The 22,785-nt window shown below is 64.6% G+C and carries 20 protein-coding genes and 1 tRNA gene; 11 read left to right on the top strand and 10 right to left on the bottom strand.

Annotated features, from left to right (window positions below):
* The first annotated feature begins 150 nt into the window (after positions 1-150).
* Together sbmA and ACP15W_RS15445 are read left to right on the top strand one after the other, a co-directional pair.
* The gene (gene sbmA, locus ACP15W_RS15450; protein WP_424933817.1) at positions 151-1,416 is read left to right on the top strand and encodes a peptide antibiotic transporter SbmA; all 1,266 of its coding nucleotides are present in this window, start codon (positions 151-153) and stop codon (positions 1,414-1,416) included.
* 58 nt (positions 1,417-1,474) lie between these two features.
* Positions 1,475-1,548: transfer RNA gene (locus ACP15W_RS15445), tRNA-Gly, on the top strand.
* Positions 1,549-2,285: 737 nt separating this feature from the next.
* On the opposite strand, the gene ACP15W_RS15440 is transcribed toward ACP15W_RS15445, so the two are convergent.
* Positions 2,286-2,624, bottom strand: a complete 339-nt coding sequence (locus ACP15W_RS15440) for a DUF6476 family protein (protein WP_424933816.1) — start codon at positions 2,622-2,624, stop codon at positions 2,286-2,288.
* On the opposite strand from ACP15W_RS15440, the gene ACP15W_RS15435 reads away from it, so the two are divergent.
* The 8 genes from ACP15W_RS15435 to ACP15W_RS15400 all read left to right on the top strand — a co-directional run bounded on the left by ACP15W_RS15435 (position 2,623) and on the right by ACP15W_RS15400 (position 10,485).
* A complete protein-coding gene (locus ACP15W_RS15435) occupies positions 2,623-3,636 on the top strand; it encodes an RluA family pseudouridine synthase (RefSeq protein ID WP_424933815.1) in 1,014 nt (337 codons plus the stop codon). The genes ACP15W_RS15440 and ACP15W_RS15435 overlap by 2 nt on opposite strands.
* 123 nt (positions 3,637-3,759) lie before the next feature.
* A complete protein-coding gene (rpoH, locus tag ACP15W_RS15430; RefSeq protein ID WP_424933814.1) occupies positions 3,760-4,659 on the top strand; it encodes an RNA polymerase sigma factor RpoH in 900 nt (299 codons plus the stop codon).
* 145 nt (positions 4,660-4,804) lie between these two features.
* On the top strand, positions 4,805-6,313 hold the full coding sequence (locus ACP15W_RS15425; protein ID WP_424933813.1) for a M10 family metallopeptidase: 1,509 nt from the start codon (positions 4,805-4,807) through the stop codon (positions 6,311-6,313).
* A 299-nt stretch (positions 6,314-6,612) separates the two neighbouring features.
* Positions 6,613-7,173, top strand: a complete 561-nt coding sequence (gene petA, locus ACP15W_RS15420; protein WP_424933812.1) for a ubiquinol-cytochrome c reductase iron-sulfur subunit — start codon at positions 6,613-6,615, stop codon at positions 7,171-7,173.
* A 21-nt stretch (positions 7,174-7,194) separates the two neighbouring features.
* Positions 7,195-8,496, top strand: a complete 1,302-nt coding sequence (locus tag ACP15W_RS15415) for a cytochrome b (protein WP_424933811.1) — start codon at positions 7,195-7,197, stop codon at positions 8,494-8,496.
* 21 nt (positions 8,497-8,517) lie between these two features.
* Positions 8,518-9,306 carry a cytochrome c1 gene (locus tag ACP15W_RS15410; protein WP_424933810.1) on the top strand — a complete coding sequence of 263 codons (789 nt, stop codon included), beginning with the start codon at positions 8,518-8,520 and terminating at the stop codon, positions 9,304-9,306.
* 283 nt (positions 9,307-9,589) lie between these two features.
* Positions 9,590-10,120 carry a hypothetical protein gene (locus tag ACP15W_RS15405; RefSeq protein ID WP_424933809.1) on the top strand — a complete coding sequence of 177 codons (531 nt, stop codon included), beginning with the start codon at positions 9,590-9,592 and terminating at the stop codon, positions 10,118-10,120.
* A gap of 68 nt (positions 10,121-10,188) precedes the next feature.
* Positions 10,189-10,485, top strand: a complete 297-nt coding sequence (locus tag ACP15W_RS15400) for an antibiotic biosynthesis monooxygenase family protein (protein ID WP_424933808.1) — start codon at positions 10,189-10,191, stop codon at positions 10,483-10,485.
* Positions 10,486-10,495: 10 nt separating this feature from the next.
* Here the strand turns inward: ACP15W_RS15400 and arsH are convergent, their stop codons facing one another.
* The 9 genes from arsH to ACP15W_RS15355 form a co-directional block, all read right to left on the bottom strand.
* Positions 10,496-11,206 carry an arsenical resistance protein ArsH gene (gene arsH / locus ACP15W_RS15395; RefSeq protein ID WP_424933807.1) on the bottom strand — a complete coding sequence of 237 codons (711 nt, stop codon included), beginning with the start codon at positions 11,204-11,206 and terminating at the stop codon, positions 10,496-10,498.
* A gap of 25 nt (positions 11,207-11,231) precedes the next feature.
* A complete protein-coding gene (gene arsB / locus ACP15W_RS15390) occupies positions 11,232-12,278 on the bottom strand; it encodes an ACR3 family arsenite efflux transporter (protein ID WP_424933806.1) in 1,047 nt (348 codons plus the stop codon).
* The gene (locus ACP15W_RS15385; protein ID WP_424933805.1) at positions 12,275-12,625 is read right to left on the bottom strand and encodes an ArsR/SmtB family transcription factor; all 351 of its coding nucleotides are present in this window, start codon (positions 12,623-12,625) and stop codon (positions 12,275-12,277) included. Before ACP15W_RS15385 ends, arsB begins: the two co-directional genes overlap by 4 nt.
* Before the next feature lie 349 nt (positions 12,626-12,974).
* Positions 12,975-13,622, bottom strand: coding sequence for a class I SAM-dependent methyltransferase (locus ACP15W_RS15380; RefSeq protein ID WP_424933804.1), 648 nt, complete (start codon positions 13,620-13,622; stop codon positions 12,975-12,977).
* Between the two features lie 4 nt (positions 13,623-13,626).
* The gene (locus ACP15W_RS15375) at positions 13,627-14,853 is read right to left on the bottom strand and encodes a DUF3419 family protein (protein ID WP_424933803.1); all 1,227 of its coding nucleotides are present in this window, start codon (positions 14,851-14,853) and stop codon (positions 13,627-13,629) included.
* A 5-nt stretch (positions 14,854-14,858) separates the two neighbouring features.
* Positions 14,859-15,707, bottom strand: coding sequence for a UDP-2,3-diacylglucosamine diphosphatase (locus tag ACP15W_RS15370; protein WP_424933802.1), 849 nt, complete (start codon positions 15,705-15,707; stop codon positions 14,859-14,861).
* A 95-nt stretch (positions 15,708-15,802) separates the two neighbouring features.
* Positions 15,803-19,270 (bottom strand): chromosome segregation protein SMC, encoded by a 3,468-nt coding sequence (gene smc / locus ACP15W_RS15365; RefSeq protein ID WP_424933801.1) that lies wholly within the window; start codon positions 19,268-19,270, stop codon positions 15,803-15,805.
* A 125-nt stretch (positions 19,271-19,395) separates the two neighbouring features.
* Entirely contained in the window at positions 19,396-20,082 is a 687-nt protein-coding gene (locus ACP15W_RS15360; protein ID WP_424933800.1) for a ZIP family metal transporter, read from the bottom strand.
* 305 nt (positions 20,083-20,387) lie between these two features.
* Positions 20,388-21,269, bottom strand: a complete 882-nt coding sequence (locus tag ACP15W_RS15355; protein ID WP_424933799.1) for an NmrA family NAD(P)-binding protein — start codon at positions 21,267-21,269, stop codon at positions 20,388-20,390.
* A 217-nt stretch (positions 21,270-21,486) separates the two neighbouring features.
* On the opposite strand from ACP15W_RS15355, the gene ACP15W_RS15350 reads away from it, so the two are divergent.
* On the top strand, positions 21,487-22,401 hold the full coding sequence (locus tag ACP15W_RS15350; RefSeq protein WP_424933798.1) for an AraC family transcriptional regulator: 915 nt from the start codon (positions 21,487-21,489) through the stop codon (positions 22,399-22,401).
* Positions 22,402-22,785 lie beyond the last annotated feature (384 nt).

Here is a 22,785-nt window from a genome sequence, read left to right as displayed (position 1 = left end):
GCGGGACGCCGGGACTGTGCGGGATATGGTGTCGCAGTCGCATCGGCCGGAAGCAATTTGCACACGAAGACGTTTTGGCGTCTTGTGTTGCCGCGAGGCGGCAGATGTGCTTGGCAGACTTCGTTCAACCATCGATGGGCCGTATCCGACGTGTTTGTATCCTTCTTTCCAAGCCCGAAGCTTTTCATCTGGTCCGCGATCCTCTGGACGATCCTGTGCATGCTGAGCTGGTATGCGGGCGGGTCGGAACTCGGCGCGGCCCTGGGCCTCGTGGGGGAGGAAGGGGCGGAACGCGCGCTGGGCGTCGAGCGTTTCTGGTCGGCACAGTTCGTCTGGTTCTACATCTACTACGCGCTCTCCGTCGGTGTCTTCGCGCTGTTTTGGCATTTCTATTCGCCGCATCCTTGGGAGAAATGGTCGATTCTCGGCTCGGCGCTGATCCTTTTCACCACCTATTTCCAGGTGCAGGTGAGCGTCGCGATCAACGACTGGTACGGGCCGTTCTACGACCTCGTGCAGGCCGCGCTTGCCCAGACCCAGGATGTGACGCTCGGGGATTTCTACCGTGGAATCGGGCAGTTCCTCGGCATCGCGCTGGTGGCGGTGGTCGTCGGCGTGCTGACGCGGTTCTTCGTGAGCCACTGGATCTTCCGCTGGCGCACGGCGATGAACGACTACTACATGGAGAACTGGGGCCGGCTGCGCCATATCGAAGGCGCGGCGCAGCGCGTGCAGGAAGACACGATGCGGTTCTCCGCCACGATGGAAGGGCTCGGGGTCAGTCTTGTCGATGCGGTCATGACGCTCATCGCCTTCCTTCCGGTGCTCGTGCGGCTTTCGGCCGAGATCACCGAGGTGCCGATTCTGGGCACGGTGCCTTATCCGCTGGTGGTGGCGGCCATCGTCTGGTCGGTGTTCGGCACCGGGTTCCTCGCGCTCGTGGGCATCAAGCTGCCGGGGCTGGAGTTCCGTAACCAGCGGGTCGAGGCGGCCTATCGCAAGGAGCTGGTCTATGGCGAGGACGACCCCGATCGCGCCCAGCCGCCGACCACGCAGGAGCTGTTTCGCAACGTGCGGCGGAACTATTTCCGGCTCTACTTCCACTACATGTATTTCAACATCGCCCGGATCTTCTACCTTCAGGCGGACAACGTCTTCGGCTTCATCGTGCTGGCGCCAGCCATCGTGGCGGGCACGATCACGCTCGGTCTGATGAACCAGATTCTCAATGCTTTCAACCAGGTACGGACCTCGTTCCAGTATCTGGTGAACTCCTGGACGACGGTGGTTGAGCTGCTTTCGATCTACAAGCGTCTGCGGTCCTTCGAGGCGGCGCTCAGTGGCGAGGAACTGCCGGAGATCGACCGGCGGTTCCTGGAGGGGCAGTCGGATGACGGTGCGGCCCCTGCGGAATAGGGGCTGCGCAAAATCCGCTTGATGGGGTGCGGGCGGTGGTGGTATCTCACCGCCTCACGCGGCTGTAGCTCAATGGTAGAGCGTCTGGTTCCCATCCAGAATACGAGGGTTCGATTCCCTTCAGCCGCTCCAAGCCGCACATTTCACATGCTTGAACGGCCGGAGTGGCTTCGGGGCGGAATTGGCTCGCGTTAACAGTCGCTTGGGTCGTGTGCATTGCATGCATATTTCATGCATATTCCATGCATACGAATTACGGTTTGGGGCGAGGGATTAATGGCCGTGATGATCGGGCACGTGCCGAGCGGTGCCCATGCTTGGGGGAATGCACAAAGGGAAAGCCGCCCGTTTGGTTTGGCGCGCTTGTGCCAGGAGCCATTGGCACGGAACAAGCCGAAAGCGCCGTGCCTGCGACGGCCCGTCCGCCGCGCCCGAGGCGAGACAGATTAAGGCGGCGTGCCTCCGGCACGACGGGCTGGCGCATCGTCGATGCAGGGGCATACCGCAGGTCTGGTTTGGCGTAGATGCGCGCGTGAAATAATTCCCCAAGCATATTTCGAAATAGGGTGAAATTCAGCGGCAACCCCGGGTATTGCCGCATTTCGCGGCGACCGAGAGATGATGTTGACGTTGGCGTGCTTTGACTACCCACGGTGTGGGCTTTAGAGGAAGCCGTGCCCGCGGCGGGCCGGGGGTTGGCGCAACTCCGCTTGTTTGACGCGGTTTACAGTGACGACATTGCCTAGATCGTCTCGTTGTCCCCGCATTGACGATGCGCCAGCCCGGGGGACGGGCCGCCGCAAGCACGGCGCCTTCGGCTTGTTCCGTGCTATTATCGTCTAGCACAAATGGCAGCTCTGCTGCGGCCCCTAGTTCCCGCCCTCGATCGCGATCTCGCCCCGTGGTGCGCCGCTCATGCGGTCATAGACCCGGATGCGCTCCTGACCATCGGCATCCGCGGTCACCAGCGCCACCCAGTCGGAGCCCATCGTCACGGCCCGTGCGCTCTCGCCCGTGGGAAGCTCGACGCTCTCGGGCAGCGCCACCGGGGCGGGCACCTGGTTGAGCCGGGTGAGCATCGCCACGACGATAATGATGAAACCCACGGTCAGCGTGAGCATGAGCCCATTGACGAGCAGGCGCAGTTGCCGAATTTTTGGAGGCTCTGCGCCGTCTTCCTGCCCATCCGGGAGTATCTTGCCTGCCATGTCCACATCCGTCGAGACGATCCGGGTCACGCTCGGGCCGGGGCCCGCGCAGCGCCTTGATAAGGCGCTTGCCGCCGCGGTGCCAGAGGAAGCGGGGCTGAGCCGCTCGCGGCTTCAGGCGCTGATCGCGGAGGGTGCGGTGACGCAGGCCGATGGCGCCGTGCTGATCGACCCCCGCATCGCGCTGGCGCCCGGCACCGAGATCGTCATCACGCCGCCCCCCGCAACGCCGGACCGGGCCGAGCCCGAGGACATTCCGCTTGTCATCGTGCACGAGGATGAGGATCTCATCGTGATCGACAAGCCGGCGGGGCTGGTGGTGCACCCGGCGGCCGGCGCGCCGCGCGGCACGCTGGTCAATGCGCTCCTGCATCATTGCGGCGGGAGCCTGTCGGGGATCGGTGGCACGATCCGGCCGGGCATCGTCCACCGGATCGACAAAGACACCTCCGGGCTGCTCGTGGTGGCCAAGAGCGACCGCGCCCACCACGGGCTTGCGGAGCAATTCGCGGATCACAGCATCGACCGACGCTATCTGGCCATCACCCATGGCGTGCCGGAGCGGTCGGACCCGCGGCTCTCGGGGCTGGCGGGAATCAGCTGGGAGGGGGGCGGCACGCTTCGGATCGAGGGCAACATCGGCCGTCATCCGGGCGACCGGAAGCGCATGGCGGTGCTGAACCGGGGGGGCAAGCGCGCCGTGACGCGTGCGCGCGTCGTCGAGCGGTTCGAGGCCGGGGAAAAGCCCGTGGGAGCGCTGGTCGAATGCCGGCTGGAAACCGGCCGCACCCACCAGATCCGGGTGCATCTCACCTTCGCGGGCCATGCGCTCGCGGGCGATCAGGTCTATGGCCGGAAGGGCGGTTTCGCGCCGCTCGCGACCTTTCCGCGCCAGGCACTTCATGCCGCGCGACTGGGATTCGTGCATCCGGTCAGTCGCGAAATGTTACAGTTCGATGCCCCCATACCCCCCGATATGGCCGATCTCATCACATCTCTGCGACGCAAATAGCCCCGAAAGGGGTTAGAGTTTGTGAATTCGTCACTATATCGATAATCTGAAACCAAACGGATCGGTTTCGTTTGGGCTTCTGTTCCAGATGCCGATGGAAAAGCGATCCTGAAGGAGGTTCGATTGAGTTACGCTAATCTTCCCGCACCGTCCCCGGAACAGGGGCTGTCGCGCTACATGCAGGAAATCCGCAAGTTCCCGATGCTGGAACCGGAACAGGAATACATGCTGGCCAAGGCGTGGGTCGATCACGGCGACAAGGATGCCGCACATCAGCTCGTTACCAGCCACCTGCGGCTCGCGGCCAAGATCGCCATGGGCTATCGCGGCTACGGCCTGCCGACTTCGGAGGTCGTGTCCGAGGCCAATGTCGGCCTGATGCAGGCGGTCAAGCGTTTCGACCCGGAAAAGGGCTTCCGGCTTGCGACCTATGCCATGTGGTGGATCCGCGCGAGCATCCAGGAATACATCCTGCGGTCCTGGAGCCTCGTGAAGCTCGGTACCACCGCGGCGCAGAAGAAGCTCTTCTTCAACCTGCGCAAGGCGAAGAACCGCATCGGCGCGCTCGAGGATGGCGAGCTTCGCCCCGAGAACGTCGAGCGGATCGCGAAGGATCTTAACGTCACCGAAGACGAGGTCATCTCGATGAACCGCCGCATGTCCGGCGGGGATGCCAGCCTCAACTCGCAGATCAAGAACGATGGCGAGGGCGCGGCCGAGTGGCAGGACTGGCTCGAGGACGAGGATGCCGACCAGGCGGCCGCCTATGCCGAGCAGGATGAATACAAGAGCCGGCAGGAGCTGCTGATCGAGGCGATGCAGGCGCTCAACGAGCGCGAGCGTCACATCCTCACCGAGCGGCGCCTGAAGGACGAGCCGGTGACGCTCGAAGACCTCAGCCAGGTCTATGACGTCAGCCGCGAGCGCATTCGCCAGATCGAGGTTCGCGCCTTCGAGAAGCTGCAGAAGAAGATGCGCGAACTGGCCATCGAGCGCGGGCTGGTTCCCTCGGTGAACACCTGAAACACGACTGACTGGTGGCGGCGCGCCCGCCGCAGGCTAAACTTTCCGTTATCCTCACGGGGCTAGTCAGGGAGAACCCTTTCCCTGATCCCCGGTGGCCGGCTCTCCGGGGTGATCATCCTCATCTCCCCGGGAGGCCGCCGCCATGTCCTTCAGCCATTCAGGATCAAGCCGTGTCTCGGCGAGCGGCGACGACCGGATCGACGGGCTTCTGATCGGCGTGCGCTGGTCCGAGGACGAGATCTTCTTCGGCGCCCCGGACAGCCCCTTCGACTACAACATCTTCGATTTCTCCGACGATGACGGCGATGGCCTCTCGGCGGAGGATGACGGTTTCTCGCCCCTCTCGAACCGGCAGATCGCGGTTCTGCGCGCCTATCTCGATTCGGAGAAGGGCGGGGCGGTCACGGCGGGTGCAGGCTTCTCGGTCGAGGGCTTCACGGGTCTCGAACTGACCTATGCGGGCTACGGCAGCGGCGAGGCAGAGATCCGGGTCGCCAATTCCGGGGATGCCGCGACCGCCTATGCCTACTACCCCAACCGGGTGGAGACCGGCGGTGATGCCTGGTTCGGTGGCGCGGGTGCGAAGCCCATCGCGGGCAACTACGACCATTTCGCGATGCTCCACGAACTGGGCCACGCGCTGGGCCTGAAGCACGCCCATGAGGCGGAACTGTCCTTCGAGGCCCTGCCGGAGGAACACGACAGCCCGGAATTCACCGTCATGACCTATCGGCCCTACGAGGGGGGCGGCATCTACGCGCCCTTCGGGGGGGAGAAATGGGGCTATGCGCAGAGCTTCATGATGCTCGATATCGCCGCGCTGCAATACATGTATGGCGCGAACTACGCGGTGAACTCGGGCGATACGACCTATTCCTGGAAGGAGGGCAGCGGCGTGACCCGTGTCGACGGCGTGCGGGTGATCGAGCCCGGCGCCAACCGGATCTTCGCGACGATCTGGGATGGCGGCGGCACCGACACCTATGACCTCTCCGATTACGACACGGATCTCGACATCAGCCTGCGGGCCGGCGGGTATTCCACCTTCGACGCGGCCCAGCTTGCGGATCTCGGCGGCGGGCCGAACGATGGCTTCGCGCGGGGCAACATCTTCAACGCGCTGCTTTTCGAGGGCGACAAGCGTTCGCTCATCGAGAACGCCAGGGGCGGCAGCGGCGACGATCTCCTGACGGGCAACGACACCGGCAACAAGTTCATGGGCGGGGAAGGCAAGGACACGCTGAAGGGCGGCAAGGGCGCGGACACGCTGATGGGGGGCAAGGACCGGGACGAGCTGATCGGCGGGCGCGGCGGCGACATCTTCCGCTTCAAGTCGACGAGCGACAGCACGACGGGCGCGCCGGACAGGATCGTGGCGGGGGGAAATGCCGAGGCCTTCCAGAAGCCCGGCGCGGGCAAGGGCGACCTGATCGACCTGAGCCGGATCGACGCGAACACGTCGCGGAGCGGCAACCAGGCCTTCACCCTCTCCGACACGAAGGAAAAGGGCACGATCTGGCTGCGCGACAAGGGCGGCAACACGCTGGTGCAGGGAAATGTCGACGGCAAGGACGGCGCGGATTTCCGCATCAGTATCGTCGATGGCGATGTGCAGGCCGCGGATTACTCCGTCGCGGATTTCATACTCTGAAACACTGGTTGCGCGAATCCCTCCCGCCCGCCCGGAAAGGCAAAGGTGAGGGCGCTAATCAGAGAAAATCGGTCGGAAAAAGTTCCGGGCCGCAACCAATGATTATGTGCAAGAACCATGCATTGCGGAGTTTTCACCTGAACTCCTTTTGGTCTAGTGTGGTGCTGAACTGACTGGACCGCGGGTAACAAACTAATTAAACCACACCGGAATCCGACCCTTTCTTGCATTGCAGAAAACGGTCTGGTTCGTACGACCACCCGCGCCCCGGATGGGAGCTTAGGCAAGGAGTATGCAACGTGGCCCACGTTGAAGACCAAGGTGGAACCCGGAGGGATTTCCTCTACGTAGCGACAGGGGCCGCGGGTGCAGTTACCGCCGGTGCCGCAATCTGGCCCCTCGTCAATCAGATGAACCCGGCAGCGGACGTTCAGGCACTTTCCTCGATCCAGGTCGATATCGCAGGTGTCGAGGTGGGCAGCCAGATCACCGTCAAGTTCCTCGGCAAGCCGGTCTTCATCCGTCGCAGAACGCCCGAAGAGATCGAAGCCGCCCGCGAGACGCCGGTGTCCGAGCTCAAGGACCCGCTCGCGCGGAACGCGAACCACGCTGCCGAAGATCCGGCGCTCGACGAGAACCGCACCATGGACGAAGCCGGCGAGTGGCTCCTCATGACGGGCGTCTGCACCCACCTGGGCTGCATTCCGCTCGGCGAAGCGGGTGATTTCGGTGGCTGGTTCTGCCCGTGCCACGGATCGCACTACGACACGTCGGGCCGGATCCGCAAAGGACCGGCGCCGGAGAACCTTCCGATTCCCGTCGCGCAGTTCGTGTCGGAAACCGTCGTGGAACTGGGTTGAACTAGCAGGAGGAAACCGTCCATGAGTGGCATTCCACACGATCATTACGAGCCGAAGACCGGCGCGGAGAAATGGGTCGAGAGCCGCCTGCCGATCCTCGGCCTGCTGCACGCGACCCTGACCATCCCAACCCCCAAGAACCTCAACTGGATGTGGATCTGGGGCATCGTGCTGACCTTCTGCCTCGCGTTGCAGATCATCACCGGCATCACCCTCGTGATGCACTACACCCCCGACACCAGCCTCGCCTTCGCCTCCGTCGAGCACATCATGCGTGACGTGAACGGCGGCTGGGCGCTGCGCTATGCCCACATGAACGGGGCGTCGCTCTTCTTCATCGCGGTCTATGCCCACATCTTCCGCGGTCTCTACTACGGCTCCTACAAGACGCCGCGCGAGATCACATGGATCATCGGGATGCTGATCTTCCTGCTGATGATGGGCACCGCCTTCATGGGCTACGTGCTTCCCTGGGGCCAGATGTCCTTCTGGGGCGCCACCGTGATCACCGGCCTCTTCGGCGCGATCCCGGTCATCGGCGACGACATCCAGACCTGGCTGCTCGGCGGACCGGCGGTGGACAATGCCACGCTGACCCACTTCTTCTCGCTGCACTACCTGCTGCCCTTCGTGATCGCGGCCCTCGTCGCCGTCCACATCTGGGCGTTCCACACCACCGGGAACAACAACCCCACCGGTGTCGAGGTGCGGCGCACGTCGAAGGCGGAAGCCCAGGCCGACACGCTCCCCTTCTGGCCCTATTTCGTCATCAAGGACCTGTTCGCACTCGCCCTGATCCTGGCCGTCTTTGCCGCGATCGTGGGCTTCATGCCGAACTATCTCGGCCACCCGGACAACTACATCGAAGCCGATCCGCTGGTGACACCGGCGCATATCGTGCCCGAATGGTATTTCCTGCCGTTCTACGCGATGCTCCGTGCGATCACCTTCGACATCCTGTTCATCAACTCGAAGCTCGGCGGCGTCATCGCCATGTTCGGCTCGATCGCCATCATGGCTCTGGCCCCCTGGCTCGACACCAGCCGGGTGCGTTCGGGTCGCTTCCGGCCGCAGTTCAAGATCTGGTTCTGGATCCTGGTCTTCGACTTCTTCCTGCTGATGTGGTGCGGTGCGATGCCCGCCGAACAGCCCTTCGTGATCATCAGCCAGCTCGGCACGCTCTACTGGTTCGCCTACTTCCTCGTCATCCTGCCGCTCCTGGGGCTCATCGAGAAACCCCTGCCGCAGCCCGAGACGATCGAGCAGGACTTCAAGGCGCACTACCCGATGAAGTTGCCCGGTGAAGAGACCCCGGCCGAGTAAGCTTGAGAGAGGATTGATCTGATGTTGAAGAAAACGCTTCTCTCCGGGCTTGCCGCTCTCGGGATCGTCGCGGCCAGTGCCGCGCCCGGTCTCGCGGCCGGCGGGGAAGGCCATGTCCACGACTACAGCTTCTCGTTCGAGGGGCCCTTCGGCAGCTACGACCAGGCCCAGCTCCAGCGCGGCCTTCAGGTCTACACCGAGGTCTGCGCGGCGTGCCACGGCCTGAAATACGTGGCCTTCCGCACGCTGTCGGACCCGGGCGGTCCGGCGCTGCCCGAAGACCAGATGCGGGCCTATGCCGCCCAGTACGAGGTCTTCGACCCGGAACTGGACGATTTCCGCACGGCCACGCCGCCCGATCACTTCCCCGAGTCCTCGATCTCGAACGCGCCGGACCTGAGCCTGATGGCCAAGGCGCGTGCGGGCTTCCACGGGCCGCTCGGCACCGGGATCAGCCAGTTCGTCAACGGCATGGGTGGCCCGGAATACATCGCCAGCATGCTCGTCGGGTTCACCGGCGAGGAAGAGGAAATGGCGGGCACGATCCTTTACGAGAACGAGGCCTATGGCGGCTACATGGCCATGAACCCGGTTCTCTACGGCGATGACGTCACCTACGAGGACGGCACCCCGGCCACGATGGAACAGGAAGCGATGGATGTCGCGGCCTTCCTGATGTGGACCGCGGAGCCGAAGATGATGGCGCGCAAGAGTGCCGGCATGACGGGCGTGCTTTTCCTCGTCGTTCTCACCGTGCTGCTCTACTTCACCAACAAGAAGCTCTGGGCGCCGCACAAGGGCAAGCACTGACAACCTCGGTGACCGAGAAAACCGGCAGGGCCACGGCTCTGCCGGTTTTTTTGTGCGCGATCGCAGGCTATAGCTTGAGGGCGCGTGCCGCGCGAACGTGGGAACCGGTTCGGAGCAGATCCGGCGCGCGCGATCGGAGACCCCGCGCTTCCGCACGGGGGCGTTGAGGGGGCTTCAACGCGGGCACAACGCCCTCTGATCCGGTCTTGTGGGTGTTCCCGCGATATGGGTGATCGGTTTGGTGCGGTTTTTCATTTGTCTTTGTCTGTTTTTGTCATGCCTGATGGCGGTTCGCGCCGAGGCATTCGGTGCCGAAAGGCGGGGGGAAGCCGCGCTTTATGGCGGCATCCAGTCGAGCCAGGTCTGGCAGGATGTGGTGAGCCATCCTGACAGCGAGGAATTCTACGACGACGGGCTGATCGGGATTTCCTACGCCCAGTTCAGGCCCTTCGGGCGCTTCGGGATCTACGGCGGTGTCGAGGCGCAGGCTAATCTGCATTTCGGTGGCCAGACCTATGGAGAGTTCAACCTGCCCTTCGTGCTGCGCTACGAGCCGAAATGGTCGCTGCCGGTGCGCAGTTTCGCCTATGGTCTCGGGCCATCGCTGACGACGGACGTGCCCGATATCGAGGTCGACAAGGGCGGTGCCTCGCAGCGGGTGCTGTTCTACTGGTACATGGAGGCGGAGTTCGGCTATGCGCGTCAGCGCTTCAACCCGTTCCTTCGGCTCCACCACCGTTCGAACGGGTTTGACACGTTCGAGCAGCCGGGGAGTTCCAACGCCATCGTTCTCGGGCTGCGCCGCCGCTACTGAGGGCGGGAATGTGTTATGCTCTGCCTTTGGCACATCGGTCGCGGCCGCGACCGGTGGGGGAGGGCAAGATGATCATGCGCATTTTCCAGGTCACGACACATCCGGGCAAGGAGAAGGACTTCAGCCGGTTCTTCCACGAAACCGCGATCCCGCTCATGAAGGGAACGGAGGGGATCGTCGAGGTGCTGCCGGGGGCTGCGCGACCGGAGACGCCCAACGCGTTCAGCTTCGTCATGATCTGGCGGGACCTCGACGCGCTCAAGGCCTTCGTGGGTGAAGACTACACGAGCCCGCATATCGACCCGGCGGAGGCCGAGATCGTCGCGAGCCGCAGCATCAGTCACTACGATCTCGTCGAGGTCTGAAGCCGCCGGATCAGATGCGCGCCTGGTTCACGCGCTTTGAGAGCTCCGCGGCGCTTTCGACCCGCTCCGAGTAGCGGTCCGTGAGGTGCGCGGAGCGGGCGCGGGTCATCCAGGTGAATTTCATCAGTTCCTCCATGACATCCACCAGCCGCAGGTAGTAGGCCGAGGGCTTCATGCGGCCGGTCTCGTCGAACTCGTCCCAGGCCTTGGCGACCGAGGACTGGTTCGGGATCGTCACCATCCGCATCCATCGGCCGAGCACGCGCATCTGGTTGAGCGTGTTGAAGCTCTGCGAGCCGCCCGAGACTTGCGCGAGCGCCAGCGTCTTGCCCTGGGTGGGCCGCACGCCGCCGAGCGAGAGCGGCAGCCAGTCGATCTGGGCCTTGAGGATGCCGGTCATGGCGCCGTGGCGCTCGGGCGAGACCCAGACCATGCCTTCGGCCCACATGGCGAGATCCCGCAGTTCGGCCACTTTCGGATGGTCCGCGGTCTCCGCGTCCGGCAGCGGCAGCCCGCGGGGATCGAAGAAGCGGGTTTCGGCGCCATACCACTCGAGCAGGCGCCCCGCTTCCTCGGCCAGGAAGCGGGAGAAGGACCGCTCGCGCAGCGAGCCGTAGAGCAGAAGAATGCGCGGCGGATGGCCCGGATCGCCCGCCGGCGCGTAGAGCGTGGGGTCGATGGGCTGAAGCTGGGCAAAGTCGATGTTCGGGAGATCGGTCACGGCAGGATACCTTGGCAGAGGGGCGTCAGGCGGCCGGGAAACGGGCGCGCGTGCGGTTCGCGAAGGCCACGAGCGAAAGCATGACCGGCACTTCCACCAGCACGCCCACCACGGTCGCGAGGGCAGCACCCGAATGAAGGCCGAAGAGGCTGATGGCGACCGCGACGGCAAGCTCGAAGAAGTTCGAGGTGCCAATCATCGCGCAGGGAGCGGCGATCTTGTGTGGGACCTTTAGCGCCCATGCCGCGCCATAGGCGATGACGAAGATCCCGTAGCTCTGGATCACGATGGGGATCGCAATGAGCAGGATCACCAGGGGGTTCTGCAGGATCACCGGCCCCTGAAGACTGAAGAGGATCATGACCGTCACGATCAGGCCGATCACCGAGAAGGGTTTGACCTTTTCCGTGAAGCGGTGGATCGCCTCGTCGGACCCGAGCACGCTGCGGGTGTAGAGCCCGGCGCAGAGCGGCAGCACCACGTAGAGCACAACGGAGAGGAGCAGCGTCTCCCACGGCACCTGGATATCGGTCACGCCGAGCAGCAGGGCCACGATGGGCGCGAAGGCCACGACCATGATGAGATCGTTCACCGAGACCTGCACCAGTGTATAGGTGGCATCCCCGCGGGTGAGCTGCGACCAGACGAAGACCATCGCAGTGCAGGGCGCGGCCCCCAGAAGGATGAGGCCGGCAATATATTGTGCGGCATCCTCCGGTGCGATCAGCGGGGCGAAGATATACTCGAAGAAGAGGACGGCGAGCCCTGCCATGGTGAAGGGCTTGATGAGCCAGTTGACCAGAAGCGTGATCAGGAGGCCGCGGGGTTGCTTCGCCACGCCCTTCACCGCGCCGAAATCGACATTCACCATCATCGGGTAGACCATGGCCCAGATCAGCACGGCCACGACGAGGTTCACGGATGCGACCTCGGCGCTGGCGATGGCCTCGGCCACCCCCGGCGCAAGGCCGCCCAGGATGAGGCCCACGATGATGGCCATGAGAATCCAGAGAGACAGGTAACGTTCGAACAGGCCCATCGGGGAGCCCTGTTCCATCGGGGTATCGGTCATGTGCAGTCCTCGCGGTTTGGGTCGCACGCAATTTCGTCCAGCAGCGTCTGGCACAACTCGGGGCTTCCGCCGCAGCAATCCTCCATCAGGAACCTCAGCAGGGAGGTGAGCCCGTCGAAATCGGCGAAATACCGGATCGAGCGGCCCTCGCGGGTGTTGCGCACGAGACCGGCGCCGAGCAGGATCGAGAGATTGGCCGACAGGGTGTTCTGTCGCACGGCGAGCGCCTCGCTGATTTCTCCGGCCGGCATGCCCTTCGGGCCCGCCCTGACGAGAAGCCGGAAAACACGAAGCCGCGTGTCCTGCGACAGGGCCGAGAATGCAGTGAGCGCCTGGTTCATATCCATATTTCGGGAACTATGGATATATCTTATTGGCGTCAAGCCCGTGCGGGGGCGATTTCACGATGTGGGAAAAGGAATCAGCGGCGCGGCGTTTCGATCTTGCGCGAGCCGCTGCAACTCGTGAAGCCGTGCCGGCGGCGGACCGGGGGGTGGCGCAATTCCGGTTGTTCGACGCAGTTTATGGTGACGACACGGCCTAGTTCGGCGGTATGCCCCTGCATCGACGATGCGCCAGCCCGCCGGAACGGGCCGTCGCAGGCACGGCGCCTTCGGCTTGTTCCGTGCCGTAGTCTCGTAGCACACGGAATGCGTTGCAGGCTCACGTGGCGGCGATTTTACAGTATGGGCGTGATCAGCGCTGCAATGTCGCGTAGATCGAGTAGCTGCGGTGCAGCTGCTCGCAGGTGACGCTCGCGCCGGTCTCTTTCGCGAGGTCTGCAATCGCCGCACCGAGATCGTGGCGCGGCTCGACATGAAACTTCGCGAGCCAGGCATTCAGCGGCCCGCGGAACCAGCCGGGCATTCCCTCCTGCGTGCCGAAATCGACCACGTGGAGCGATCCGCCCGGTGCGACCGCGCCCGCCGCCTGCCGCAACGCCGCGCGCCAGTCCGGGATCATCGACAGGGCGAAGGAGAGGACCACCCGGTCGAACCCCGCGCGGCCAAAGACCTCCTGGGCGTCGAAGTCGGTGGCATCCGCTTCGGCCAGCACGGCGTCGTCGCCGAGCTTCTTGCGCGCCGAGCGCAGCATTTCCGAGGAGATATCGAGCCCGTGCAGCGCACAGCCGGGATAGCAGTGGTCGATGATACGCAGGTTGCGCCCGGTGCCGCAGCCCACCTCCAGAACGCTGCCGCCCGGGGGCGGGGCGAGATCGGCGATCAGGTGATCGCGGCCGAAGAGGAAATACTTGCGCGTGGCGTCATAGATCCACCGCTGGTAGCGGTAGGTCTCATTCATCAGCGCAGCATGCGAGGGCTCGTTTCCTTCCGAGATCGTCATGCCCTCAACCGTTGAAGCGATAGAGGTGGAAGCCGCCGTAGATCGCCGAGCGGTCCGCCTCGAAGCAGGCGCGCGACATCTCCGCGTCATAGGTCCAGCGCGACAGGATCTCCTCCTTCACCCGGCCCGGCAGGATGTCCTCCGTGCCGCCGGTGCGGAACACCACGCGGGCGCCCTTGACGGCGGTGCGGGTGATCTGGGTCCAGAGATCGTTGAGCTGCCCGTCGTTCATCCAGTCCTGCGCATCGAGCAGCACATAGGCGTTCCGCGAGGCGGCGGGTTCCCCGGCCAGCATGTCGGTCAGCGAGCGGTTGAGCACCCGGACCCGATCGGTGTTGGCCTTGAGCGTGGCGAAATTCTCCTCCGCCAGGTAGGGCGGGACGCCCCCGCGCCCCTCCGGGCCGTAACCGCGGTTGAAGGCCTGCCAGGCGAAGTAGTTGTCGTTAAGCGGGAAGTCGCACATCAGCTTGCGCAGCCGTTCGCGCAGCACCGGGATCACGTCGCCGGAGCCATCGGCCGCGAGCTTGTCGAACTGTGCGGGCGGAATGCCGAGCCCGAAGAGGGCTGCCGGACGGCGTCCGAGGAATTTCACCAGCGGCTTGTCGAAGAGCGGCTCCATGTTCTCCTCGAAGAACCGCCGCTGATCCTCGAGCGTCTCCGCCGAGAGAAGCGCGTCGTATTTCACCTGTCCCAGCCGGGAGGCCACATGTGCCGAGCCGATGAACCGCCCCAGCAGCCCGTGGCGGTAGAACCCTTGCGTGAACATGCGGATGCGCCGCCGCCCGTAGGGTCGCCCTTCCCAGTAGGCGCGGGTGACCGGGTCGAGCTTGTCCTTGAGATAGGTGTCGTAGAGCTCGGGGTTGGTCGGCTGATCGGCATGGCCGAAGAGATCGTAGAAGCGCGCGTGATCGGGCAGGTGCCTCGCCGCCGCCAGCTTGAGCTTGAGGAGTGCCACATGCGCCGGCGAAAGGTCCACTGCCGTGATCGCGGCCGGGCTCGCCGTGAGATAGGACATCACGTTGCAGCCGCCCGAGGCGATACAGACCACGTGATCTTCCGGGCCGATCTCCAGCGCCATCATGTCCGCGACCGGGTCTTCCCAGATCTGGGCATAGACGAGGTTCTGGAAGAGACGCGAGAAAAGGCGCTCCTGGAGGCCGGTAAGGCTCAGCTTGCCTTTCTGCAGGACGGCTTCACCGAGTTGGTCCTGGACGATCTGGGCGTGTTGCATGGAGGTCAGGCTGCCTGTTTCTTTTTGCGGTAGCGGACGTTCCGGTCGTCCGGCAGTTGCTTGAGGGCGGGCACCGAGCGGCGTTTGCGCAGGGTCGCGGCCCAGTCGATCAGGTGCAGGGAGCCGTCCTCGCGTTCGACGACCGCCGTGCAGCTCTCCACCCAATCGCCGGTGTTGATATAGGTGATGCCGTTCAGTTCGCGCATGTTCGCGTTGTGGATATGGCCGCAGATGATGCCGTCGTAATCCCCGCGCCGGGCCTCTTCGGTCAGCACGGATTCGTATTCGCCGATGAAGTTGACGGCCTGCTTCACCTGCTGCTTGGCCCAGTTCGACAGCGACCAGTACTGCCCGCCCCAGAGCCTGCGGATGCGATTGGCCCAGGTGTTGAGCCAGAGCGCGAGGTTGTAGGCCCGGTCGCCCACATGGGCGAGCCATTTCGCGTTCACCACCACCGCGTCGAACTGGTCGCCATGGGTCACGAGGAAGCGCCGGTCATCGGCGGTGACGAACTCCGCCCGTTCCATGACCTCGATGCCGCCGAAATGGGTGCCGAGATACTTGCGCATGATCTCGTCGTGGTTGCCCGGAATGTAGTAGACGGTCGCGCCGTCATGGGCACGGGCCAGGAGCGCCTGGACCACGTCGTTGTGGGATTGCGGCCAGTGCCAGCCGCGCCGCAGCCGCCAGCCGTCGAGAATGTCGCCCACGAGGTAGTAGGTGTCGGCCTCGTGCTGCGCGAGGAAATCGAGCAGAAGTTCGGCCTGGCACCCACGGGTGCCGAGATGGATGTCGGACAGGAAAATCGTGCGATACTTCACCATCTTGTCCCTGTCCTGCTCCTGTCGGGGCATTGTCTATCGCAGCCGCGCAACAGAAATGTGACCCTTCCGGCCGCGCCCCTCGGCGCACCGCATCGAGGTCCTGCCGGTCTTGTCATTGTCTCCCCTCACGCCACCGCCGTCTCCATGATCCGTTCGGCTGCCGCCAGATCGACCGAGACGAGCTTGCTCACTCCCTGTTCGGCCATGGTTACCCCAAAAAGGCGATCCATGCGACCCATGGTAACAGCGTGGTGCGTGATGATGAGGAAGCGGGTCTTCGTGCGGCGGGTCATTTCGTCGAGCAGATCGCAGAATCGCGTGACATTGGCGTCGTCGAGCGGGGCATCCACCTCGTCGAGCACGCAGATCGGCGAAGGATTGGCGAGAAACACCGCGAAGATGAGCGAAAGCGCCGTGAGCGTTTGTTCGCCGCCCGAGAGCAGCGACAGGGTGGAGAGCTTCTTTCCCGGCGGCTGACACATGATCTCGAGCCCGGCTTCGAGCGGATCGTCGCTCTCGACCAGCACCAGATTCGCCTCGCCCCCGCCGAAGAGGTGGCGGAAGAGCATGGCGAAATTGCGGTTCACCTCGTCGAAGGCCTCGAGCAGGCGCTCGCGCCCCTCCCGGTTGAGATTGGCGATGCCCTGGCGGAGCTTGCGGATCGCCTCCTCGAGGTCGGACTTCTCGCTCACAAGAGCCTCGCGCTCGGCGATCACCTCGCGGCTGTCCTCTTCGGCGCGCAGGTTGACCGCGCCCAGCCCGTCGCGCTGGCGGCGGAGCTGCCCGGCCCGCGCATCGAGCGCATCGGCGCTCTGAACCAGGGTGGGATCGTCGCCGAGCTGTTCGATGAGCACCTGCGGGGTGACATTGCGCTCGGCCTCGATCCGTTCGGCCGCCGCGGCCGCTGCGATCTCCGCGGCTTCCGACAGGGCCTCGACGCGCGCGCGCCCCTCCCGCGCCTCGCTGGCGGTCTTCTCCGCCTCGCGAGCCGCCGCCGTGAGGCTGCGCAGTCGGGTTTCGGCTTCGGCCAGGGCATCGGACGCCTTCCTGCGCCGCGCCTCGGCCTCCTCGAGCGACTGGGTAATCTGTTCGAGTTCGTCCTTCAGCGCCTCGGGCAGGGCACGCGCCTCCGTCAGCGCCTCTTCGGTGGCAAGCGCCCGGCGCTCGAGATCGGCGAGACGCCCGGCGGCATTGGCCTGACGCTTCGCCCATCCATCCGCCTCGCGCGCCACATCCTGAAGCCTGCGCTCGCGCGCCTTGCCCGCCCGGTCGAGCTCGTCGGCTTCGGCGCGGCGGGTCATCATCAGGATGCGCGCCGCCTCGACCCGTGTCCTCTCCTCGTCGACGGCAGCCTGCGCCAGTGCCGGATCGGCGAGCGCGCCGGCCTCACCTTCGGCCTTCGCACGCGCGGCGGCGAGTTCTTCCATGTCCTGCTTGCGGCGACGGAGCGCCGAGTTCAGCGTTTCCAGCCGGCCTTCGAGAGTTTCGCGGGCGGTCTGCGCGCGGGCGAGCGCGCGGGCCGTGTCATTCGCCGCCTGTTCTGCGGCCTTGCGCGCGCGCCGGGCCTGGGCCTCCTGATCGCGTGCCGCATCCCGTGCCGCCCGCGCATCCGAGGCCTCGCCCCTCAATTCGTCCGCGAGCGCCTGCGCCTCGTCCCGTTCGGCGGTGAGTGTCGCGAGCCGGTTCTTCTGCTGAAGCCGGAGCGCGGCTGCGGAAGGCGCACTGCCTGCCGCCATGCTCAGACCGTCCCAGCGCCAGAGATCGCCGTCGCGGCTCACCAGGCATTGGCCGGGCCTGAGGCTCGCCTGAAGGGCAGGGGCCTCGGCGGCCTCCACGATCCCGGTCGCGGCCAGACGCCGGGCCAGTTCGGGCGGGGCCGTCACATGACGGGCGAGCACCGCGACGCTGCTCGGGAACGGCTGCGGCTCCAGATCGGGCAGCGCCCGCCAGCCCGATGCCCCGTCCGTGCCATCGAGCGCAGGCAGTGCCAGTTCCTCGGCAAAGACCGCGCCAAGCGCTGCCTCGAAGCCCGGCTCCACCGTGATCGCATCAAGAATCTGGTCGACCGAGCCGGTGTCCTGGCCCAGCAGTCGCTCAAGCCCGGAGACCTCCGTGGCGAGCGCCCGCTCGGCGCCCTCTGCATCTGCGAGCCTGGCGCGAATGGCCTGTTCCTGCGCCTGGGTTTCGGCCATCAATGCCTCGGCCTCGGCCAGCGCCTCATCCGCAGCACCCGCCTCATGGGCGGCGAAATCCGCCTCTTCGGCCGCGGTTTCCAGCGCCTCGCTCGCAGCTTCCAGTTCGGCCTCGGCCTTGGCCAGCGCCTCTTCGTTCTGTGCCAGTGCCCGGCCCGCCTCGGCCTCGCGCTTCCGCGCCTCCTCGAGCGCGCGTTGGGCGGCGCGGTGATCCGCGATCAGCTTGGCCGATTCCTGCGATTTCGCATCGAGACGCGCCTCGGCAGCCGCAAGCCCGGCGGCGGCTTCCTCCGCGATCTCCCGCGCGACTTCCAGCGCCTCGTCATGTCCGTCGCCTTCGGCTTCGAGCGCTTCTGCCTCCTCGCGCAGCTTGGCGATCATGCCGTCCGCATCGGAGTTCAGTGCGGCCTCGCGGCTGAGGTCGGCAGCGATCTGGGTCTTCTTTGCCTCAAGCTCGTCGATCTGCCGCCTGGCCTCGTCGGCCTTGGCGGACTGCCGGTCGCGCTCGATGGTCAGCCGCTGCAGGACCGCACCCGCGATGGCATCCTCCTCGCGCAATGCGGGGATGGCTTCCTCGGCCTCGGCCTGCTGTTTGAGCGCGGAAGCAGCTTCCGTCTGGCTCACCCCGGCCTTGCGGGTCGCCGCCATCAGGGCTGCGGCTGCCTGTTCGCGGTCGCTCTCCGCATCGCGCCAGAGCCGCCAGAGCAGAAGCGCCTCGGTGTGCCGCAGGGCCTCGGCGATCTCGCGGTAGCGCCGCGCCTGTTTCGCCTGGCGCTCGAGCGTCGAGATCTGCGCATCGAGCGCGTCGAGCACATCCGCCACGCGCTCGAGGTTGGTCTCGGTCGCGCGCAGCTTCAGTTCGGCCTCGTGGCGGCGCTGGTAGAGGCCCGAGATCCCCGCCGCCTCCTCGAGAACCCGGCGCCGCGCGGTGGGCTTGGCGTTGATGAGCTCCGAAATCTGGCCCTGCCGCACAAGGGCAGGGGAATGCGCGCCGGTAGAGGCGTCCGCAAACAGCATCTGCACGTCGCGTGCGCGGGCTTCCTTGCCGTTGGCCCGGTAGGCGGACCCGGCATCGCGGGTGATCCGCCGGATCACCTCGAGCGTGTCGGAGGCGTTGAATGCCGCAGGCGCCAGCCGCTCGCGGTTGTCGAGCGTAAGGGTGACCTCGGCATGATTGCGCGCAGGCCGGTCGCCGGAACCCGCGAAGATCACGTCCTCCATGCCGGAGCCGCGCATCGCCTTGGCCCGGTTCTCGCCCATCACCCAGCGCAGCGCTTCCAGAAGGTTCGACTTGCCGCAACCATTCGGCCCCACGACACCGGTCAGGCCTGGGGAAATCAGCAATTCGGTCGGATCGACGAAGCTCTTGAATCCGACGAGACGCAGGCGGGTGAAGTGCAAATTGCGCTTTCCTGTAGGTGCCGGGGCAGAATCGGTTTTCCGGCCAGTCCTGTCAAGCGGAGACGCATGATCTGGTAGCGGCTCTCGGCGGTTATCAAAATATTGCCGAGACTTCGAGAAAAGGGTTAACGGCTGAGCATGGTGGCGCAGATCACGCCGAGCGCCGAGGATATGCCGGTGAGATCGTCATCCTCCCGGTGGGCCTGCGGGAAGATCTCCGTGACGAGCGAGGCAATGACCGCGCCCCCGGCGAAGGCGCTGATGAGCGACAGGGATTCGGGCTGCACATCGGTCAGGGCCCACCGCCCCACCAAGGTGCAGGACGAGAGTACCAGCGCGGTTCCCGTCCAGAGGGCCATCACGCTGCGCCGCGACCAGCGGTCCCGCATGCTGTGCGCACCGGCCGCCGCTTCGGGCAGGTTCGAAAGGAAGATCGCCCCGGCCAGCGCCGAAAGCCCCGCCCCCGAGCTCTGCGCCATTTCCGCCCCCAGCGCGAAATTCTCCGGGATGCCGTCGAGCGAGATGGCGGCCAGCACGGCAATGCCGCCCGCATTCGTCCAGACCTCGTCGATCACGTGATCGAGCACGGAGAACACCAGTGCGCCCAGGAGCAGCGCCGTCGCCGCGGCGCTCATGCCTGCGCTGTTGATCGCCGGGACGAAGAGCTCCAGCACCAGCGAGCTGAGCAGCGCGCCGCCGCCGAAGGCCATCGCATTGCCCTTGAGTCGCGCGGGCAGCGGCAGGAAGAGACCCCAGGCCGCGCCGATGATCAGCGACAGCGCGATTGCGGCAATGATGAGCGTGGATGTCATCTCGGTGTCTCGTCCCCCGGCCCCGGTTGATGCTTACATGCATCTGACAGCGCAAAAGAAAAGGGCGCGCAGGCTTTCGCAAGCCCCCTTGCCGGATGTGCTGAAACACGGCCGAACATGGCCGACCGTTCTCCGGGCAATGACCGCTTCGAGCCCACTTTACCAAATTTCTGCATCGCAGCCAAAGTCCGGTCTTAAGTTGGCGGAAATAATACATGGAAAAATCAAATAGAGTTTCGCCTCTTGCTTGTAGTTCTGGGTTATTGAAGGGCCTTATTTCTATGTGCATAGCGTAAGCTGAACAATTAGCCATCAAATAGCGCAGGTTTCAGCTCGTCCTCGCACCACTGTCGGAACGTCGTCGGTGTGTTCGTGCGCGGAGCGTCCGGCAGCATGTGGTCCATGCCTTCATTTTTGGCGATCATCATGCTGGCGTAGTCGTGCACCATGCCCTTGCTCGCCCCAATCGACCGCATCACTCCTTCGAACTGCTCAATGGGCATGGATTGGAAAGTGATCTCGCGCCCCAGCACGTTCGACATGACGCGGCCCATCTCCTCGAAGGTGATGTCCTCGGGCCCGAGCAGCGGAACGTCCTCGAAGCCCCGCCAGTCCCGCGACGTCAGTAGGCCCACGGCGACGTCGGCCACGTCGGATTTCGCGACATGCGGCAGCTTCAGGTCGCTGGGGTGGGGCGCGTAGAATGTGCCTGCCGCCCGGATCGGTGCCAGCTGACGCAGCTGATTGTCCATCAGGGATGCGCAGGCAAGCGCACGGTAAGCAACGCCAGTGTTCGCGATCGTCTCGTCCATCGCCAGGCTCGCCGACACGAGGCCCGCAGGCTTTTCCCATCCCCTTCCCAGCGCGGAAACACCGACGACGTTCTTGACGCCCGAAGTCGGCAGCGCCCGAACGAAAGCCTCGGAAAACTCGACGTAGCCCGCATGTGCGTTCGCGTCGGTAGGGCTGCCGGGAGGGAGCCAGAACACGGCATCCACCCCATACAGAGCCTTGCATATAACGGCCTCATCAGCGTGTGACCCAACGACGACATCGACAGCCCCCTTCACGTCGTCGGAGAGTTTCGAGGAGCTTCGGGCGATTACGCGCACGTCTTCTTTGGCCTCCAGCAGTTTCGCCAAGACACGCGAACCGATGTCGCCGGTTGGGGTTGTCACGAGGATCATAGCGGTGCTTCCAATCTATTTCGGTTTCGGGGCAGCACAGCAGGCGAGAAGCTCTCGGTTATGTATGAATTTGGGACGGGATCCTGGTCGGAGGGTCCGCAATTGACAGTGCGTGTTCGACTGCCCGTGCAGTTGTTCCGACCCTGAATACGATGTAGGTGTCGAATGACCTATGCGCTATCGTCCCTAAAATCATCGCAATCGTTCGAAAGTCCGTATGGACCCATTGTCAGATATCGTATCGCTTCTGCGTCCGCACGACTGCGTCGCCGCCGGTCTCGTCGCGGGCGGCACCTGGTCGATCCACTTCGAAGCGCACGAGGGGTTGAAGTGCAACGGCATCGTGGACGGTAGTTGCAATCTGTCTGTGAACGACGGCCCCACTGTCGCGCTCAAGGCGGGGGATTGCGTTATCTTGCCCCACGGACTGCCCTTCGTCATGTCGTCGGGCGCGGCGATCCGTTCCGCCGACGCGAGGTCGATCTACGCACCGGCACGTCTCGGCGGAACTGCCCGGTACGGGAAGGGCGAAGACTTCTTCATGACGGGCGCGCGGTTCCTGCTCGCAGGGCCAAACGCGCGGATGCTGTTGGGCACCCTACCCCCTGTTTTGGTGCTTCGGCACGGTGCGGACGACGGGGTCGTCCCGTGGGTTCTGTCGCGCCTCGCCGCCGAGCTACGCAATCCGCAGATCGGCAGTGCCCTGACCATCACGCATTTGTCGCACGTCCTTCTGGTGCATGTGATCCGCAGCACCCTGGCGCAAGGCGACACCGAACAGACCGGATGGCTCTCGTCCCTAACGAACCCCAAGATCATGCCCGCGATCGCCGCGATCCACGCCGATCCCGCGCGGGCGTGGACAGTCCAAGACCTCGCCGCGGTGGCCGCACAGTCGCGAACGACCTTCGCGGTCAGGTTTCGCGCTGTCGTTGGGCAGTCCCCCATTGAGTACCTAACGAAGTGGCGCATGTTGCTGGCGGTCGAACGGCTGCGCTTACCGGGCTCGTCCGTCGCAACGGTCGCGACCGAAGTCGGATACGGCTCGGAAAGTGCGTTCGCCGCTGCTTTCCGAAGAACCATGGGAGCGGCCCCGAGAACTTTTGTCCGTCAGATCGAAACAGAACTGTGAGAAGAAAATTCGCGTAGGACACAATTGGAGGCTTAGTGCTACTTTGCGACTGATCCGGTTTCTTAAAGATGCGTTCGGATGGGAAGCGCACAATGCATAACCACATTTCCTGGCAGCGTTTGATAAATTAATGCAGAGAATGCTCGCCAAGGATGCGTGCCGTTCGTAGCTTTCTTGAAATAGCGGTCACTAAAATCTGCTGAAGCGAATTGGCGCTTCGTCCCGCAAAGCCGACATCCCGCAACAAAACGCCCTCGCAGATTTTTGCGAGGGCGTTCGCCTATCAAAGGGCCTGTCGCCGTGGGCGCGCCGCGCGGCGCGTCAAGACATCGGGAAAGGGGCCTGACGCTTGCGCATTCACGCCCCCATCTGTCGATCCTGCTG

This window comes from Amaricoccus macauensis (genome assembly GCF_049800915.1).
Taxonomy (GTDB): Bacteria; Pseudomonadota; Alphaproteobacteria; order Rhodobacterales; family Rhodobacteraceae; genus Amaricoccus; species Amaricoccus macauensis_A.
The sequence above is the reverse complement of the archived record's forward strand: the minus strand, read 5'-3'. Positions and strand labels throughout refer to the sequence as shown.